The organism is Streptomyces sp. NPDC023157 (assembly GCF_055560575.1).
The window spans coordinates 1-16,056 of record NZ_JBVHIL010000015.1 but is presented as its reverse complement, the minus strand read 5'-3'; the positions used below and the strand labels follow the sequence as shown (position 1 = coordinate 16,056).

General features: G+C 68.6%; 17 protein-coding genes and 2 pseudogenes. 11 read left to right on the top strand and 8 right to left on the bottom strand.

The features are described 5' to 3' along the window. The first annotated feature begins 867 nt into the window (after positions 1 to 867). A complete protein-coding gene (locus ACZ3ZE_RS35790) occupies positions 868 to 1,113 on the top strand; it encodes a hypothetical protein (RefSeq protein WP_467262013.1) in 246 nt (81 codons plus the stop codon). Positions 1,114 to 1,216: 103 nt separating this feature from the next. Here ACZ3ZE_RS35790 and ACZ3ZE_RS35785 read toward each other — a convergent pair whose 3' ends face one another. The 4 genes and pseudogenes from ACZ3ZE_RS35785 to ACZ3ZE_RS35770 form a co-directional block, all read right to left on the bottom strand. Then, positions 1,217 to 1,495, bottom strand: a complete 279-nt coding sequence (locus ACZ3ZE_RS35785; RefSeq protein ID WP_467262011.1) for a hypothetical protein — start codon at positions 1,493 to 1,495, stop codon at positions 1,217 to 1,219. After that, a pseudogene (locus tag ACZ3ZE_RS35780) lies at positions 1,495 to 2,048 on the bottom strand (GmrSD restriction endonuclease domain-containing protein). Before ACZ3ZE_RS35780 ends, ACZ3ZE_RS35785 begins: the two are co-directional and overlap by 1 nt. After that, the gene (locus ACZ3ZE_RS35775; RefSeq protein WP_467262009.1) at positions 2,048 to 2,191 is read right to left on the bottom strand and encodes a hypothetical protein; all 144 of its coding nucleotides are present in this window, start codon (positions 2,189 to 2,191) and stop codon (positions 2,048 to 2,050) included. The pseudogene ACZ3ZE_RS35780 and the gene ACZ3ZE_RS35775 overlap by 1 nt, the downstream one beginning before the upstream one ends. Positions 2,192 to 2,355: 164 nt before the next feature. Next, positions 2,356 to 3,909 (bottom strand): peptidoglycan-binding protein, encoded by a 1,554-nt coding sequence (locus ACZ3ZE_RS35770; protein ID WP_467262007.1) that lies wholly within the window; start codon positions 3,907 to 3,909, stop codon positions 2,356 to 2,358. Between the two features lie 238 nt (positions 3,910 to 4,147). Here ACZ3ZE_RS35770 and ACZ3ZE_RS35765 point away from each other — a divergent pair, with 238 nt between their 5' ends. The 8 genes from ACZ3ZE_RS35765 (at position 4,148) to ACZ3ZE_RS35730 (ending at position 12,353) form a co-directional block, all read left to right on the top strand. Beyond that, positions 4,148 to 5,206: a peptidoglycan-binding domain-containing protein gene (locus tag ACZ3ZE_RS35765; protein ID WP_467262005.1), complete on the top strand. Its 1,059-nt coding sequence runs from the start codon at positions 4,148 to 4,150 to the stop codon at positions 5,204 to 5,206. 391 nt (positions 5,207 to 5,597) lie between these two features. Further along, on the top strand, positions 5,598 to 6,635 hold the full coding sequence (locus tag ACZ3ZE_RS35760; RefSeq protein ID WP_467262003.1) for a peptidoglycan-binding domain-containing protein: 1,038 nt from the start codon (positions 5,598 to 5,600) through the stop codon (positions 6,633 to 6,635). A 72-nt stretch (positions 6,636 to 6,707) separates the two neighbouring features. Then, positions 6,708 to 7,580 (top strand): L,D-transpeptidase family protein, encoded by an 873-nt coding sequence (locus ACZ3ZE_RS35755; protein WP_467262001.1) that lies wholly within the window; start codon positions 6,708 to 6,710, stop codon positions 7,578 to 7,580. Positions 7,581 to 7,887: 307 nt separating this feature from the next. Then, positions 7,888 to 8,157, top strand: coding sequence for a hypothetical protein (locus tag ACZ3ZE_RS35750; protein ID WP_467261999.1), 270 nt, complete (start codon positions 7,888 to 7,890; stop codon positions 8,155 to 8,157). Continuing rightward, positions 8,151 to 8,747 (top strand): RNA polymerase sigma factor, encoded by a 597-nt coding sequence (locus ACZ3ZE_RS35745; RefSeq protein ID WP_467261997.1) that lies wholly within the window; start codon positions 8,151 to 8,153, stop codon positions 8,745 to 8,747. Before ACZ3ZE_RS35750 ends, ACZ3ZE_RS35745 begins: the two co-directional genes overlap by 7 nt. Then, positions 8,744 to 10,450, top strand: a complete 1,707-nt coding sequence (locus tag ACZ3ZE_RS35740) for an IclR family transcriptional regulator domain-containing protein (protein WP_467261995.1) — start codon at positions 8,744 to 8,746, stop codon at positions 10,448 to 10,450. Before ACZ3ZE_RS35745 ends, ACZ3ZE_RS35740 begins: the two co-directional genes overlap by 4 nt. Positions 10,451 to 11,326: 876 nt before the next feature. Further along, positions 11,327 to 11,497: a hypothetical protein gene (locus tag ACZ3ZE_RS35735; protein WP_467261993.1), complete on the top strand. Its 171-nt coding sequence runs from the start codon at positions 11,327 to 11,329 to the stop codon at positions 11,495 to 11,497. Between the two features lie 31 nt (positions 11,498 to 11,528). Next, the gene (locus tag ACZ3ZE_RS35730; RefSeq protein WP_467261991.1) at positions 11,529 to 12,353 is read left to right on the top strand and encodes a Crp/Fnr family transcriptional regulator; all 825 of its coding nucleotides are present in this window, start codon (positions 11,529 to 11,531) and stop codon (positions 12,351 to 12,353) included. 313 nt (positions 12,354 to 12,666) lie between these two features. Here ACZ3ZE_RS35730 and ACZ3ZE_RS35725 read toward each other — a convergent pair whose 3' ends face one another. Next, positions 12,667 to 12,855 (bottom strand): hypothetical protein, encoded by a 189-nt coding sequence (locus ACZ3ZE_RS35725; protein WP_467261989.1) that lies wholly within the window; start codon positions 12,853 to 12,855, stop codon positions 12,667 to 12,669. A 365-nt stretch (positions 12,856 to 13,220) separates the two neighbouring features. On the opposite strand from ACZ3ZE_RS35725, the pseudogene ACZ3ZE_RS35720 reads away from it, so the two are divergent. Beyond that, positions 13,221 to 13,304 (top strand): annotated as a pseudogene (locus tag ACZ3ZE_RS35720) (DUF6104 family protein); the annotation flags it as partial. A gap of 698 nt (positions 13,305 to 14,002) precedes the next feature. Then, positions 14,003 to 14,191, top strand: a complete 189-nt coding sequence (locus tag ACZ3ZE_RS35715) for a hypothetical protein (protein WP_467261987.1) — start codon at positions 14,003 to 14,005, stop codon at positions 14,189 to 14,191. A gap of 57 nt (positions 14,192 to 14,248) precedes the next feature. Here the strand turns inward: ACZ3ZE_RS35715 and ACZ3ZE_RS35710 are convergent, their stop codons facing one another. The 3 genes from ACZ3ZE_RS35710 to ACZ3ZE_RS35700 are packed head-to-tail and all read right to left on the bottom strand — an operon-like array spanning position 14,249 to position 15,764. Beyond that, complete coding sequence (locus tag ACZ3ZE_RS35710) at positions 14,249 to 14,842, bottom strand: hypothetical protein (protein WP_467261985.1); 594 nt, start codon at positions 14,840 to 14,842, stop codon at positions 14,249 to 14,251. A 26-nt stretch (positions 14,843 to 14,868) separates the two neighbouring features. Next, positions 14,869 to 15,642: an IS21-like element helper ATPase IstB gene (gene istB, locus ACZ3ZE_RS35705; protein WP_467261983.1), complete on the bottom strand. Its 774-nt coding sequence runs from the start codon at positions 15,640 to 15,642 to the stop codon at positions 14,869 to 14,871. Further along, positions 15,639 to 15,764 carry a hypothetical protein gene (locus ACZ3ZE_RS35700; RefSeq protein ID WP_467261981.1) on the bottom strand — a complete coding sequence of 42 codons (126 nt, stop codon included), beginning with the start codon at positions 15,762 to 15,764 and terminating at the stop codon, positions 15,639 to 15,641. The genes istB and ACZ3ZE_RS35700 overlap by 4 nt, the downstream gene beginning before the upstream one ends. Positions 15,765 to 16,056 lie beyond the last annotated feature (292 nt).

The following is a 16,056-nucleotide window of genomic DNA, read 5'->3' as shown; positions in this document are numbered from 1 at the left end:
TTCACCCCGCTCCTGCGCGGCTTTCAGGACGGCCTCGACTGATCAGCCGCCTGGCCCGCTCCCCACGGGCCCGACCCGAGGCTGACGGCTGGCTACGCGATGTCAGTACGTTGAGGCTGTGGCCGACAACGAGGCAGACCGTAACCCTTTTCTTGAAACATGTCCCGAATGCCTGGAGAACACGTGGATAGATTCCTATCCACCCGAACGCGGTCGCGGGCGACCGCGGCTCTACTGCTCGGAAGCCTGCCAGCGCAGAGCGAGACGGAAGCACACGGCCCCGTACCAGCCTGGCGAAGACCGCCCCTGTGCCCACTGCGGTGAGAGCTTCGCTCCCCGAGCCGCGACCGGCCGGCCGCCGCTGTACTGCTCACCCAGCTGCAGACAAGGCGCCAACCAGCAACGCAAGTACGACGACTACCGTGCCTGGTCCCAGGTCGCAGCCGTCACTGCTCGCCTGGCTGACCTTCGCGACGACCTCCACTCAACGAGGACCCGAGGCTCCGTCAAGGAGCTCCAGGACCTTGAGGCCGAGCTCAAGTCCCTGCTCACCGTGGTGCAGTACAAGCTCCACGCCGCATCCCTGGAGGGGCCGCCCAATTAACCGCAGTTTCGTCAATGACGAAACTGCGGCGGAAAATTGTGGACCCCCTCCAGCGACCGGATCATCTTTGTAGCTCGCCCCGCGAGTTCTGAGTCCGACACCACTCCTTAAGGAGAGGTGCGGGCTCTTTCGCTTGTCAGGAGCCCTGCACCTCTCCCTCAGGAGTGCAGGGCTCTCGGCACTCCCGCCTGGGGCTCTCAGCAGAGCCTGCTCGCCCCCACCTGGACAGTGCGGCGAGCAGGCCCGAGCCGAAGGGCACATGGATGAACACCTGGCACCTCGACCTGGACGTCATTGTCTTGCTCCTGGTCGGCCTCCTGGCTGCATACGCGGCCCACAAGTGGAAGGAACTGGCGACACCCATCACCGTCGGCGCCATCGTCGTGACCCTCCTCGTCCTTTTGCTCCAGGGCCAGGGAGGAGACACCCCTGAACAGCGGGGCGAGCAGCCGACCTGTTCACCGCGATCGGCTCCCGACTGCGAAAACGGCAGGTCGAGTCGAAGCTGAGGAAGCCTTGACCAGGCCCTGCGACCCACGTTCAGGGCCACCGCTGGCTCTGTTCACGTCGCAGGGCAGCGTTCGGCAGCGGGAGACAACCGCCCCCGCCGCGCTAGCGGGGAACTTCGGCTCCGCTGCCTTGCGTGACGGCGGCGAGGACGGTGGTGTGGAAGTCGGTCAGGGCGCCGACCGGGACTGGGGCGGGGCTGCCGGTGAGGGTGTACCACTCGTCCGCGCCGGTGTACTGGACGGCGACGTCGACGAGCTGGTCGGGGCGGCGGCTGGTGCGGATGGTGAGGTCGCCGGTGATGACGCCGACTTCGACGGTCATGGCGCCACCGGGGCCGGCGGTGACCTCGTCCTGGCACACCGCCGGCTCCGGGCTGGTCATCAGGCGGCGTCGCAGGTGTTGAGCATCTCGTGCAGCGCGGTCTTCTCGTTCTCGGTGACGTTGAGCTGGTAGACGTGCTTCACGTCGATCCATGCCCGCGAGTAGGTGCACCAGTAGGCCCGCAGCGGCGGCTTCCACAGGTCGGGGGTCTGGTCGCCCTTGGACCGGTTCGACGCGGCGGAGACCGCGATCAGCTGCGAATGCTGCAAGTCGTTCGCGAAGGCTTCCGCCGCGGGGTGTCCCACAGGTCGGCGCCGGCGCGCCAGCCGGCAGCGAGCGGCACCATGTGGTCGATGTCGACCTGGCTCGCGGCGGTGAGCACCTTCCCGTCGTACTCGCTCCACCAGGTCCCGGACACGGCACGGCACTGGTCGTCCTGGACGACGTCCTGGCCGTCGCGCTGCAGCACGACCTCGCGGGTGTCGCAGGCGCTGTCCTGCGAGGCCCAGTGCGGGAACTTCGCCCGGCTGTACCCGGCCATCGAGTGCGGCGCCTCGACAGTCAGCCCTTCGAGCTCGGCCCGTGCGACGTCGGCCGGCGGCGGCTCCGGCATCACCCGCCGCACGGTCGCCTCGCCCAGGGGAAGCGCTTCGGCCGCGGCCGCGCCTTCGGCGCGGCGAGTGCGGTGTGGGGGAGCGCGAGCGGGGTCAGGGCAAGGGAGAGCGCGGCGAAACCGCGCATCGTGTTCTTGATCATGACCGCAGGCATACCGGCCCGACGCCCCACGGCGCAGGGGATTGCGGCAGGTGGCGAGCCGTTTGGGGGAACAAGATCACCGGAAGAAACGGTGCTGCTGCCCGGCGCGTGCGAACGGCTGCGCCCCTCGCCTTGCGAGGTGAGGGGCGCAGCCGGGGTGGGTGTCAGTGTCCGCAGCCGGGTTTCGGGTAGTCGAGGTATTTCCAGGTGTCGGGGCCGACCTGACCGTCGGCCTTGATACCGGAACAGCGCTGGACCGTTTTCACGGCGGCGGTGGTCGCGGGCCCGAACGTGCTGTCCTCGTCCAGGTTGTAGTCGTAGTTGTGGTTGAGCAGGCACTGGGCCTGGCCCACGTTGGTGCCGACCATGCCCTGGGCCAGGACCACGCGGCGGTTGGGCCGGTAGTGCGCGCACGCGGCGCGTCCTTCCGCGCCGAGCTGGGCGGTTGTCGCCGGCGCTGTGGCGGGCGGGGGAGGGGGCGTCGTTCCTGCCGCGGGTGGCGGGGCTGAGGTGGTGGCCGGGGACGAGGGGGGTGTCTTGCCCGGTGGTGTCCGGTGGGCGGGGGGAGTGGTGGTACCGGGGCCGGCCGACGGGCCGTCTTGAGGCTGGTCGTTCTGCTTTCCGTCGGGTTTGTCGTCCGGTCCGGCTGTCGTGGCCCCGGCCGGGCTATCGGCGATCGTGTCGCTGCCCCCGGCCGTGTCCTCGGTGCCGGGTTGTGACTTGCTGGTGGGCCCGGGCGCGGCGGTGTCGCTCTTGTCGTGGTCGGGCAGGGCGGCGAACCGGCCGATGAGGAGGACCACGGTGAGTGCCAGGAGGGTGATCAGCAGCTTGGCTGCCCTCCCGGTCTTGGTGGCCGGCGCCGGCACCGCAGTGGCCTGGACGATCCCGATGTCCTGGCTCGCAGATCCCGCTGAGGCCTGTGCGGGCATGGCCGGCTGAGCCGCCGTCACGCTCTGTTGGGTGGCGCCCGGGGCCTTCGCCGTCTCCGATGTGGTGGAGGCGCCGGGCAACCGCCCGACGGCACCGTCCCCCGTCGGCGTCGTGGTGGCGGGGGTAGCGGGGGCAGCCTGATCTGCTGGAACGCCGGCTGGAACAGATGGAACGCCTGCGCCCAGGTCCGGTGCGTCCCGTTCGGACGGCCCAGGAGCGTGCGACGCCGGTGGGCCGGACAGAGTCGGCTCGTCGACGGGAACGGGCGGGACGGCACTGATACCGGCCGACGTCGCGTGGCCAGGCGCGAGGACCGGCGCCGGCCGCGCCGGGGCTGATCCTCGCGCCCCGTCCCCCTCGTTTTCGGCGCCGAGGACAGCATCAGGCAGCAGAAGAGGACCAGAAGCGCTGCCCGCCGCTGAAGCCGCCGTCCCCGTCACGGCAGCCGGACGGCCTTCAGCCGTCTGCGGCCGAGACCCGGCCAAGCCGCTGTCTGCAGGGGCCCCCTTGCCTTCAGCCCGCTTGATGGCCGCGTCGGCGGCCTCCCACAGGCCCACCAAATGCTGCGCCTTCAAGGTGGGGCGCCTGCTGAGCCGTTCGATCTCCTTGCGGGGCGGGAACGACGTCCCCTGCAGTACCCGGTTCCAGGTCGACCGGGAGATGTAGCTGTCGCGGGCCAGAACGGTCAGAGACAGCCCCTGCTCCTCCCTGAGCTGGACCAGTGCGGCCCGTAGGGCCTCGACCTCCGCCAACTGCGTACCTCTTGGGCGGCCCTCGTCCTCGGACACCACGCGTCTCCCTCGACACGATCATGGAATCCGCGTGTTCCAGACCCTTCGTTTCCGCAGGTCAAATTCCTCTTGGAACAGGTGGAACAGGCGGAACGGCTGGAACAGTGGATCAGGCTACCGATGGAACGCCGGTACCCCGAATCTTCACCTCGTCAGCGCCGCCCACAAGGACGGCGAAGCACCCTCCACGTCTCCCTGACCAGTGGGAACGTGGGCCACGTGAGTGAGGATGAAGATGCGTAAGAACGTCAGGAACCTGCTCCTCCAGGGCCTCGCGGCCGTGCTCCTCGCCGGCGGCGCCCTCGGCGCGGTGAACACGACCGGCGACGAGGCGAACGCCTCCACAGCCCCTCACACCGGTGCCGGCGCAACCACCAGTGAGGGCAGGGCCGTCACCGGCGTGTGGCCGAAGCTGCAGGTCGGTTCCCGGGGCATGGACGTGTTCACCGTCCAGCACCTGCTCGCCTCCCGCGGCTACGCGGTCGAGGCGGACGGCGTGTACGGCAAGAAGACCGCAGGCGCTGTGAGCCGGTTCCAGAAGCGTGCCGGTCTGAAGGTCGACGGCGTCGTCGGGGCGATGACCTGGACCAAGCTGACCACTGTCAGGCTCGGCTCGGGTGCGAAGGGGCCGGCGGTCAAGGCGGTCCAGGTCCAGCTCGGCATCAACGTCGACGGCGTTTTCGGCAAGAACACCACCAGCGCCGTCACCCGCCTCCAGACCAAGAAGAACCTCCCCGGCAACGGCATCGTCGACGCCAGGACATGGAACGCCCTGATCACCGACTCCTCCGTCAAGCCGTCCATCAAGGGCTACTCCCTGAAGTTCGACAAGAACTGGGAGCACCCCACCTCCTCCAAGCTCTCCCTCGTCCGCGACGGCAAGACCCTCAAGTCCTGGCGTGCCGGCTCCGGCATGAACAACCGGGACGAGTGCGCCTCGGGCAAGGGATGGCTGCCCAGCGGCACCTACAAGGTGCAGGCCCACTTCACCAACCGCGACGGCAACGCGATCGACGGCTACGCAATCCAGCTCCCCGACAAGCCCTGCCGTCCCAAGGCCGGCACGAAGCAGAAGAAGGTCCTGCGCACCGAGCTGTTCATCCACAGCGAGATGACCCGCACCGCGAGCCAGGGCAAGGACAACCCCAACCGTGACGACGCCGACCGCTGGGAGGGCGCAGACGACTACAAGTCCCTCGGCTGCATCAAGCTCACCCCCGCCGACATCAAGGACCTCTTCAAGCGCCTCGACCAGGCCCGCTGGCCCAAGAACCTGACCCTCTACGTCAACTGACCCACCCACACCCCGACCCGCCCCCGGCAGCCTCCGCCGGGGGCGGTCGGCGTATCCGCCCCCGGTGACGCCCCGCTTCCTCCGCAGCCCCCTCCAGCAGCCCGGACATCACCCCCTGCCCTGGACAGGGACCGACGCTTCCGGCCCGCCACATCGCCGGCAACAGGCCCCGCCATCCCCGCCTCCAGGCCCCCGTTTCACCAGGTCAGGGCCTTGCCCAACAGGAACGCCGGAACACCGGAACGCCAGGAACGCAAGGAACGCGGGTCCGACTTCCAAAGGAACGGCGGTACGCCAACTCTTCACCTCGACGGCGCCGCCCAGCAGGACGGCACACCACCCCATGCCATGCCACGAGCGGCACGGCCACCACACACGAACGAGGACAGACATGCGTAAGAACGTCAGGAACCTGCTCCTCCAGGGCCTCGCGGCCGTGCTCCTCGCCGGCGGCGCGCTCGGCGCGGTGAACACGGCCGGCGACGAGGCGAACGCCTCCACCAAGCACACCGCCCGCGGCGCCACCCACGCCACCGCCACGGCCAGGACCGGCGTCTGGCCGAAGCTGCGCGTCGGCTCCCGCGGCACGGACGTGCGCACCCTCCAGCACCTGCTCACCTTCCACGGTTACGCGGTGGAGGCGGACGGCATCTTCGGCAAGAGGACTGCAGGGGCTGTCGGCCGGTTCCAGAAGCGTGCCGGTCTGAAGGTCGACGGCGTCGTCGGGGCGAGGACCTGGACCAAGCTGACGACCGTCAGGCTCGGCTCGGGTGCGAAGGGGGCGGCGGTCAAGGCGGTCCAGGTCCAGCTCGGCATCAAGGTCGATGGCGTCTTCGGCAAGGACACCACCAGCGCTGTCACCCGTCTCCAGAAGCGAGCCGGCCTGAAGGGCAACGGCATCGTCGACGCCAGGACCTGGAACGCCCTGATCACGGTCTCCGCCCCGGCCAAGCCCAAGCCGGGCACCACCAAGCCCGCCACCAGCGCAGCCGCCCTGGCCCGCCAGCTCCTGACCAAGCGCGGCATCACCTACGCCACCAGCCACGTGAAGACCGTCGACGCGCCCTCCACCGCCTCCCGGAACATCCACGACATGGCCAATGGCGGCAGCGCCGCCACCAGCCGCAACAGCCACGTCGGCTACAAGCGCGTCCAGCTCGACCCCCGGATGCTCCGGGCGCTGATCACCCTGCACGACAAGCACGGATACCGGCTGAACATCTCCGAGTTCGCCGGCGGCTCACACAGCAAGAACTCCCGCCACTACCGCGGCCTCGCCTTCGACGCCAACGTGATCAACGGCAAGCACGTCGGCAGCGGCGCACCCCACAAGCGGGTCATGGACATCTGCCGCCAGCTCGGCGCCACCGAAGTCCGCGGCCCCGGCGACAGCGGCCACGACACGCACATCCACTGCGCCTGGAAGTAACCCCGACCGCACCTCCCCGCCGCGCCCTGCCCGGGCGCGGCCCCACTCCCACACCGAGAAGGACACCCCGCAATGAACCGCTCCCTTCGCGCCCTTTGGACCACGGCCCTCACCACGCTCGCCGTCGCGGGCGTCACCATTGCCGGCGCCGCCGAGGCCCCCGACACCGCCGCCGCCCGCTCCACCCAGGCCGGCACCGCCACCCACAGCGCGGTCCTCCGCACCGGCAGCAAGGGCCCCGCCGTCGCTACCCTCCAGCGCCTCCTCACCGCCCGCGGCCACACGGTCGCCGTCGACGGTGTCTTCGGCAAGAACACGCGGACCGCCGTCAGCGCCTTCCAGAAGCGGGCCCACCTGACGATCGACGGCATCGTCGGACCGAAGACCTGGAACGCCCTGCGCACCGGATCCCCCGCAGCCAGGCCCGCCCCCAAGCCGCGGACTCCCCGCGGCTACTCCCTGAAGTTCACCAAGAACCACAAGCACCCGATGTACTCGACGCTCTCCCTCGTCCGCGACGGCAGGGTGCTCAAGACCTACCGCTCCGGCTCCGGACTCGGCAGCAAGAACGAGTGTGCCAGCGGCAAGGGCTGGCTGCCCAGCGGCACCTACAAGATCAAGGGACACGAGACCAACCACGGCAGCTGGCTCAGCAAGGGGATCAGGGGCTACGCCATCCATCTCGAAGACAAGACCTGCACGCCCAAGCGCGGCCAGAAGCCGGTCAAGCGCACCCAGCTCTTCATCCACAGCGAGATGCTCCAAAACGGCGCGCAGAACCCGGTGTACGTCCAGGGCGCCGACAACCTCTACCGGTGGGATGGCGACATCGACTACCAGTCCTGGGGCTGCATCAAGATCACGCCGAAGGACATCAGGGATCTGTTTTCCCGCCTCAACCAGGCCCACTGGCCCAAGAACCTGACCCTCCAGGTCATCGGCTGACCCGCCCCGTCCCGTGTGCCCGCACCCTTCCCCGGGTGCGGGCACAGACAGCTTCTCGAACGTGAGGGCGTCCCGGCGCGGACAGCGATCGTCCGCCGTGTTCCGCGTCCGCACGCGGGCCAGGGCTTGCTGTGTCCCGTCTTCACGGTCATGTCGCGTCGGGAAGCGACTGGGACGGATCTGATCATCTGAGGAAATGTTCGGTCGCGCGGAGGATAAACGGGGGGTCGGGATCGTCGGGTGGGGCGAAGGCGCGTGATGCGCCCCCCCGTTTCTCATGATGGAGATCAAGCCCATGACGTCGTGCTTGGCTGTGTCCGAGCTCGCCGCGGTCGCGGTGGCGGCGGTGCAGACTGCGGCCGCCGTGGTCCAGATGTGGTGGGACCGTCGGTCGTACCGGGCCGGGACCGCGCTGGAGCCCGGGCCCGCCGACGCCGAACCTTCCCCGGCTCCCGGCCCGGTTCCTGCCGGCGTCCAGATCACCGTCCTGCCCGGCGCGCAGGTGGAGATCTCGGTCTTCGTCCCCACCGGGACTGGTGCGGGGCTGGGCTCGGTGAAGGAGAACGGCCCGTGGTAAGCGGCGATATGACCGTGCGGCCCTCCCTGAACGAGGTGGAGCAGCACCTGCTGGACGGCTACACCGTGTTCATCGCGGCGGAGCCACGGATCCTGTTCAACATGTACGGGCCGGCGCTGTCGCGGGCGTCGTGCGAGGACATCGCGCAGGAGGCCTACGACAAGGTCGCGGCCAAGGCCGCCACCGGCGACCTGGACTCGGTGAAGAAGCTGCCCGCCTACCTCAGGACCGCCTCGCGGAACCTGGCCAAGGACGCGATGCGCAACTTGCAGCGCCACCAGGTCCTCTACGACAGCGACCTCGTGGCCACAGTCCCGCCGCCTCGGGTGTCCGCCGATGACGCCGAACTCCTGGAACGGCTCGTCATCCCGATGATCGACGCGATGCCCCGCACCCAGCGCCGCAAGATCGTCCAGCTGCAGAGCCAGGGCCTCGAAGACGCCGACATCGCCACCGCGCTCGGCATAGACAGGCTCCGGCTGCACAAGGACCGCTCACGCGTCGTCGGTGAGCTGCGCGGCAAGCTGGGCAAACACATCCGAGACGGCCATCGCAAGCAGACACGACGCGTAGAGAAGAAGGATGGGTGACGGCGGTGCGCCGCTTCAGCGAGGACAACGGCGCCGGCAGCAGCCCTGCGCCCGAATCTGCTGGCGGGCTCCTCGCCCTCCGCAGGCAGTTGCAGGGACTGCCGGACTTCTGGGACCGGCCCGACGGCGACTTCGGCCCCCTGGACCGCCTCTCGCCTCTCACGGTCGAAGCCCGGCAGCGGGCGAACTCGCTCTACCGCCTCGGATCGAAGGCGCTGCAGCGGGACGAGCTCGCCCCCGCGGTCGACTGGCTGGGCGCCGCCGCAGCCGCCGGCCACCCCGGCGCCCTGTTCCGCCTGGCCGTGATCACACTGCGCGAAGGCGAGGAATGGGAACAGGACGCACGCTTCCTCCTCGCCGAAGCGGCCCTGCTCGGGCACGACGACGCCCGCCGCCTCCTGCAAGCGCCGGACGACGCGCATGCGGCAGGGGAGAGGCCGAGGCCCGAGGACGAGCTCTTCTTCGACGAGGTCCGCGACCACCTGACCCGCTCCACCGCAGCAACCGCCCCGCCCCCCGAGAACCCCAGCACACAGACGGCCGCCGACGCGCCCCGTGAGACATCGGCACAGGCTGAGGCGGTGCCGTACGAGGAAGCCGAGGCAGAGCCGTACGACACGCCCCCCGCAGCACCCGCGCAGACGGAGACGGGGACCGGACTCTCCGACCTGGTCCTGGTGTCCGCGCCCGTCCTGCCCACGATGGAGAGCCCACCCCCACGCACCGAGGACGACCCCGCCGTCCGCAGGGCCCATATGCATTCCGTCCCCGTCGGCCTGTCACTGCCACTTCCCGAACTGCAGGAGGAGCCGTCCCGCGGGCACGGCCTGATCCTGCCAAGAGGCTCCTCCCTGTGGTCGGCCAGCGCTCTGCGCCCCGCCAGCCTGAACCAACTCGCCCGCCCCGCATCTCTGCCCGCGGCCGTACCGGAGAAGTGGCAGATCACCCGGCGGGCTCGGGACCTGCTTCAGCTCATCGGGCCGGACGGCATCGACACCCGCACCCTCGCCCGCCGCACCGGGGCCGCCCTGAGTCTCGTCGTTCAGATGCTCCACTGGCTGCGCGAGCAGAGATTCCTCGAGTCCCGCGACGGGATCCACTACCCCGGCGAGCTCATGACGAGCCTCACCCGCGGCTCCCTGCTCACCAAGACCCTCGCCGAGCTCCGTGACGAGCTCGGCGCCGCCGTCTACATCAGCTCCTACACCGACGGCGAGATCGTCATCCAGGAGGCCTCCTCCAGCGACACCGCACCCGCCGTCAACGAGCAGACCCCGTTCGGTCTGAGCGCCCACGCTAACGCCGTCGGCAAGAGCCTGCTGGCCCAGCAGACCTTCGCTTCGCGCATGGACCACCTCAGCCGCTACCCGTTCATCCAGCTGACCGACCGCACCATCACCGACGAACGCGCTCTCTTCCACCACCTCGACACCGACGGCCCCCACGCCGCCCAGTTCGACCTCCTCGAATACGCCGACACCGATCTCTGCGTCGCCTACTCCCTCGGCCTGCCCCGCCGGGCCTCCAGCCTCGCCCTCTCGATGCCCGCCGACCAGCACCCACGCCTCATCGGCGCCGCCCGCACCCTCAGCCGCCGCGCGACCGGCATCCTCCTCGCCCACCTCCTCGCCGACGACCTCCACCAGCCCGTCGCCCACCACACAGGACGGTGGGAGCCAGTGGCACGGCACGCGCTGCCCTAGAGATTGCTCAGGTCCGGCGCACCAGTGCCAGGCCCGAGCGCAGAGTGGTCCGCGTGCAACCGAAGCGGGGGGCGGGTTCCCGAGAAGAACCGGTGCGCCTGACAGGCCGTCGGCCCCGGGGACGGCGCCCGCTTCGGGTGCACGAGACCTGCAAGCTCATCTACAAGGAGATGGACCTGGTCTTCGACGAGGGCGACGAGCCTGCAGGACGGGAAGCTGTTCTTCCCGAAGAACGGCTTCTCCGGTTCGCTGACCAGGGGAAACAGGAAGAGCCCCACCGTGACGGTGGGGCCCTCCATGGTGCTTTGTATCGGGCTTCCGGAGGGAGCCACCCTCCGGAATGCCCGATGATGCCGAAGTCCAGGCGAGTTCAAGGCCCATGTCCAGCACGCAGTATGTAACCGTCTCTACCCACTGGTTATGCCTCAGTTTTACGGGTTGCCAGCGGCCCGGGGCCGATAGCCCGTAAAAGTAGGGGTTATTTGGCCCGGGAAAACATGTTCTGTGTTCAATCCGTCACGTTGTGTACAGGTCTGCGGCAGAGGTCTCCGGAACACCTGAATCCGCTTGTATTCCCGTACGCCTACGGGTTGTTGGGCGGCTGTCCGATGTGTCGGTAGAGTCCTCGGACAACTGGTCGTAGAGGACCCCTCAACGACCCGTGCCTGAAGTTCGAAGAGTTCAATCTGGCGGTCTCCGACTCCACGTCGGGCTCGGCTGTCCCCCCTCGCCAGGGAAGGACAGCCGAGCAGTCGACCGCCCCTCAACCCCATGGGGTCTACTTGTCCATGCCTGCACTCGTCACCGTGGCAGTGCTCTTCCTGATCGTCTTCGGCGTCGCTGGCTACACGGGTCTTCCACCTCAAGCCCACGCCCGTGCGCATCGCCGCCGTCCTCATCGCGATGGGCGGTCTCATCGCGGCCATCGTGCGCATCCTCGCCGAGCCGCCGCAGTCTGCCCCCAAGCCGGCCGCGCCCCCGGCGGCCGCCGCCCCGCAGCTCGTCGGCGGCACCCCGCTCAAGCACCGCGCTGGGAGGGGGATCTGACATGTCCACCCCTCCTTCCAGCCCTCCCGATATGGGTCACATCCGCCCCGCGGGGCCCGTCGAGTACGTGCCCAACCTGGTGGAGCCCGTGATGCGCCTCTCCGGCATCGAACACCGGGTACGCGAGCGAACCCCCAGGGCCGCGCGCACGCACACCCGTCCCGGTACGGCGCGGATGGCCCGCTACTTCCAGGAGCTGGGGGCCAACGCCACCGCCGCCACGGCCCTCGCCGACGGAAGCTACCTCCACCTCGCCCCGGCCGGCCCCCTCAGGAGCTCACGGCGCGGCGCCGGCTACGTGGACGTGATCATGTCCGGTGTCGTCAGTGACGGCTTCCGGCTGTGGGCGAGCAACTGGTGGCTCGGGGACCTGGACGTCTTCCGCGACGCCCCGCCCACCGTCACCCGCTCCCGGACCGACGCCCTGTCCACCACGACGTTCCTCCGCATCGACCGGGACGTCCTGCGCAGCTGGGCCATGCGCGACCTGACCGTGCAGCGGATGCTCCACCACGTCCTGGCCGACCGCCTCGCCATCCAGGAGACGGTCTACGGACTCGACCAGCGGCCCACCCTCGCCCGCGTCGCCGAGCTCATCCAGTACCTCGCCCGTCAGCACGACACCTTCAACGTCATCTACAAGGTCAGGGCCCAAGGGGCCATTCACGGCCCCACCCAGAAGGACCTGGCCGACGCCCTCGGCCTCAGCCTGGCCTCCGTGGAGAAGAGCATGAGCGCCCTGCGCAAGCACGAGGTGATCGCCTCCTCGGGCAAGGGCAGGGCGAACCGCTCCTACGCCGTCCTCAACCCCGACATGCTCATGGCCGTCGCCCTCGGACACCCCCTGACCGTCTAGCGCCGGTAGCAGCACCCCGCACAAACTGGGGCCTGCCCTCTCTCCAGGAGCGCGGGCCCCAGCCCGATATCGTCACACCGCCCTGTGAGCACCCGCGCCGCGTCGCTCGTTCGGCGTCGCCACCACCGACGAGCGTGCAGACCTCCACACGGGGCGGTATTCGTGCAGGTGGCGCACTGACACAGAACCGAGAGATCACACTGGGGCGCCAGCCGCTCGTCCTGCCGTGGTCTCGCCGGGTCGGGGCGGGCGGCGGCCGTTCTGGCGGACTCACAACGAGCTCCAGGGGTTCGGGTCGATGAGCTCCTGGACGTCACCGCTGGGGTCGTCGGCGGAGCCGTAGGAGTGTTGCGGCAAGTTCGGGTAGGGCCTTGATGACGGCGACGGTGTCGGCGCGGTCGGCGCGGAGCAGGGCGACGATGCAGACGATGGCCACGAGGGCAATGCCGACGATGCCGGCCAGCAGGGGCAGCACGAGCATCGGGTCGATCGAGATGGGCACAGTGGTCCTCCAGTAGGTGCCATGCATTGGCGGCTTGGTGGGTAGCCCCGCAAGGCCTCCATCCTGAGGGCAAGTTGAATGCCTTGCCGACTCCCAAACTGACGGCCGTGGTGGCCCTGACCTGGGATGTTCTGCGGTGGATCGGGATGGTCGTACAGGACGGCAAAGGAACGGTCTTCCTGACTCCGGGGTGGCTTGCATGTCAGGACACACGTCAGCACCCAGCCCGGGGCGATGAAGAAGCCGTGCCCCAGTAGACGGGGATCGGGTGGGGTGATCCGACGATGCCCGGGCCGCTCCCGGAGCTTCGTCCGCTCCTGCTCTGTGCATCTCAAAGCCCCTGGCCTCATCCGTCGGAGCACCCCATGTACTTCACCGACCGTGGCATCGAGGAACTGGAGAAGCGGCGCGGCGAGGAGGAGGTCACCTTCGAGTGGCTCGCCGAGCAGCCGGCCCCTGGCCGGGGTGGTCTTGGTTTCCTGGTTGCGGTCGGGATCGCGCAAGGCCGGCGGGTTGGTCCCCGCCCGCGCCCATGCCTCGGACCCTGTGCTCCGGATGTTTGCGGTTTCTGCATCCAGCCCTATTCAGTTTCCGCATTTAGCGCGATGCGATCTCTCTATCGCGTCTTATGCGGTTTCTGTATCCGCCTGTATTGTGCTTTGTCGTGCAGTTTCCGTTGGTCCGTCATCTTCGGCTTCTTGCTGAGTTTTTGGCGGGGTGTCAGGGTGTGTTTCTGTGGGTGGGGTGATTTTGTATCATGCGGGTTTTTGGGTGGGGTATTTGGCGAGCAGTCAGCACTTATTCTTCGGGCCCTTCCCCCCGACCCCTTCCCTGATGGTCTGCGGGGGAGTGTCAGTTAGGAGTCGGCATCTGGGTGGCAGCGCTCTAGCCCTAGTGACCTGATGATTAGTACTGACAGGCCCTGACGATCTGGCGCTGACATGAGTGACGAACGACCGTGTCATTCTCACGCTGACTCCCAGTGCGCTGTAGGGAGACGGTGAGCGCGTTGCGGACGATGTCAGGATGTCGCGCTCTCCGGTGAAACTCACGCCCATGCGCAGCCATTAGTGCCAAGGAACGACTTGCTCGCCTGGCACGGTGATCCTTGCCATCGACCGAACGCCTCGATGAGACTCTCAAGTCCGTGGCTGAAGACGACAAGCAGCACAAAGGCGACTCACAAGGGCACATGACGCCGGTCCGGGCCGAAGCCGAACGCCTGCTGATCGAAGCGGAGCGTCTGGAACGCGCTGCCCACAAACGTGTGGTCATGTGGGGCGTGACGGACATTGCGCTCGGCTTTCCGGCCGCAGTTGTCGGCGTACTCCTGTGAGTGCTCCACCAAGTACGGAGATACGTGCACCAGCAGGGAGGCTGTGAGCCAGCCACGTCATCGCGTGGGCATGGAGGTGGCAGGAGGGTGAACCTCCAGGATGACAGCGGTGCCGGCGACGGTTCGGTCCTCGTGCATGGTGATCTGCTGGCCAGCCTGGACGTGCATCCAGTGGGCGGGAGTCAGAGGCACGAGGCGAACCGTGGCTCGCCCGCCGGGCTCCAGAATGGGCATGTTCTCAACCCAGAGCGCGGCGATGCTGACCGAACGTCCACCGGTGGGTGAGAGGTGTCCGATGTCCCACATCGGTCGCAGAACGCCGGAGTGGATTGGCGTCGTGCGTCGCGCCTCGGCGGCAGCGCGGAGCGTCAGATCCGCCCGGATCACGCCGTTGCGGATCTCGGAGCACCGCCAATGACACCAGGCCGCGCTCCGCTCAAGCCGGAGCTGCCCAGCCGCTTCGGCGAGCTTCTCCCAGAACGTCAGAGGGAGCGAGCGAGCGGCCCCGAGTTCCTCCAGCAGCCCCAGGGCGATCTCCCACTCGTCGTGGACGAGGTAGTCCCAGATGTCTCGCACCGTGATGTCGTTCTCGGTGGCGGTATCTTCCGGAACCAGCAGGGAAGCTGATTCGAGCAGCTCGGGGACGTCCATGCCCTCATTGTCGACCAGCCGAACGATTAGGCCGCGTCGTCCTGGTCTCGTTCGATGGCGGCGAGCCGGTTCTTGAGCCGGTAGCTGGGGCCGTTGATGGAGATGACACCGCAGTGGTGCAGGAGACGGTCGAGGATGGCGGTGGCCAGGACTTCGTCGCCGAAGAACTCGCCCCACTCGCTGAACGCCTTGTTCGAGGTGAGGATGATCGAGCCCCGCTCGTAACGCTTGGAGATCACCTGGAACACCAGATTGGCCTCGTCGCGGTCGAGAGGCTGGTAGCCCACCTCGTCCAGCACGAGAACAGCCGGCCGCAGATAGCTGCCGAGCTTGTTGGTCAGCCGCCCCGCTGCCTCGGCGGCCTTGAGGTTGCGGACCATGTCGTCGAGGCTGGTGAAGTAGATCGAGTAGCCGGCCCGGCAGGCCGCGACCGCCAGGGCGACGGCGATATGGGTCTTGCCCACGCCGGGCGGCCCGAGCAGGGCCGCGTTGGCCTTGGACTCGACGAACGAAAGGGTGGCGAGGTCCTTGACCTTGCGCGGGTCGAGCTCGGGCTGGAACGAGAAGTCGTAGTCCTCAAGTGTCTTGTGGTGCGGCAGTTTCGAGGTCCGCAGGCCAGTGCGGAAACGGCGGTCCTCACGGACGGCGAGCTCTTCGGACAACACCAGGTCGATGAAGTCGAGGTAGCCGAGCTTGGCCTCATCAGCCCGCTGCGCGTACTGGGCCAGGCTCTCGGCCAGGTGGGGCAGGCCCAGCTTGCCGGCCGTGCTGCGGATGCGGGTGGAGACCAGCTCGCTCAAGACGATTCCTCCGTGCTCGGGTGGGTGGTGAAAGGCCGGGTGCCGGTCAGCTCGTCATAGACCGACAGCGGTCGGCGGCCGACCTCGACCTGGGTGGCGGCGGACCGGTTCAGCAACGCCATCAGTGACCCCGGCCCGGGATCCTGACCTTCCTTCCGCCGGGGTGCGGGGAGTTCTCCGCCTGCCGTGACGCGGCGTCCGGCTCCCGTGGGAAGGCCGTTCCAGTGCGTCTCATCCACGACGCGGGCACCGCGGCCCACCGCCCGAGCAGCTTTGGTGCACTCTCATCCGTACGAGGTGGTGCACGTCCACTTGTACGCCGGCCGCAGTGCTCGCCGGACTGGCAGGAGCTGCGGGGCTTGCCTCGCCGGGGCTCCGTGTCCCTGCAGCACTGCTCGCTCTCCTGTCCGCCGG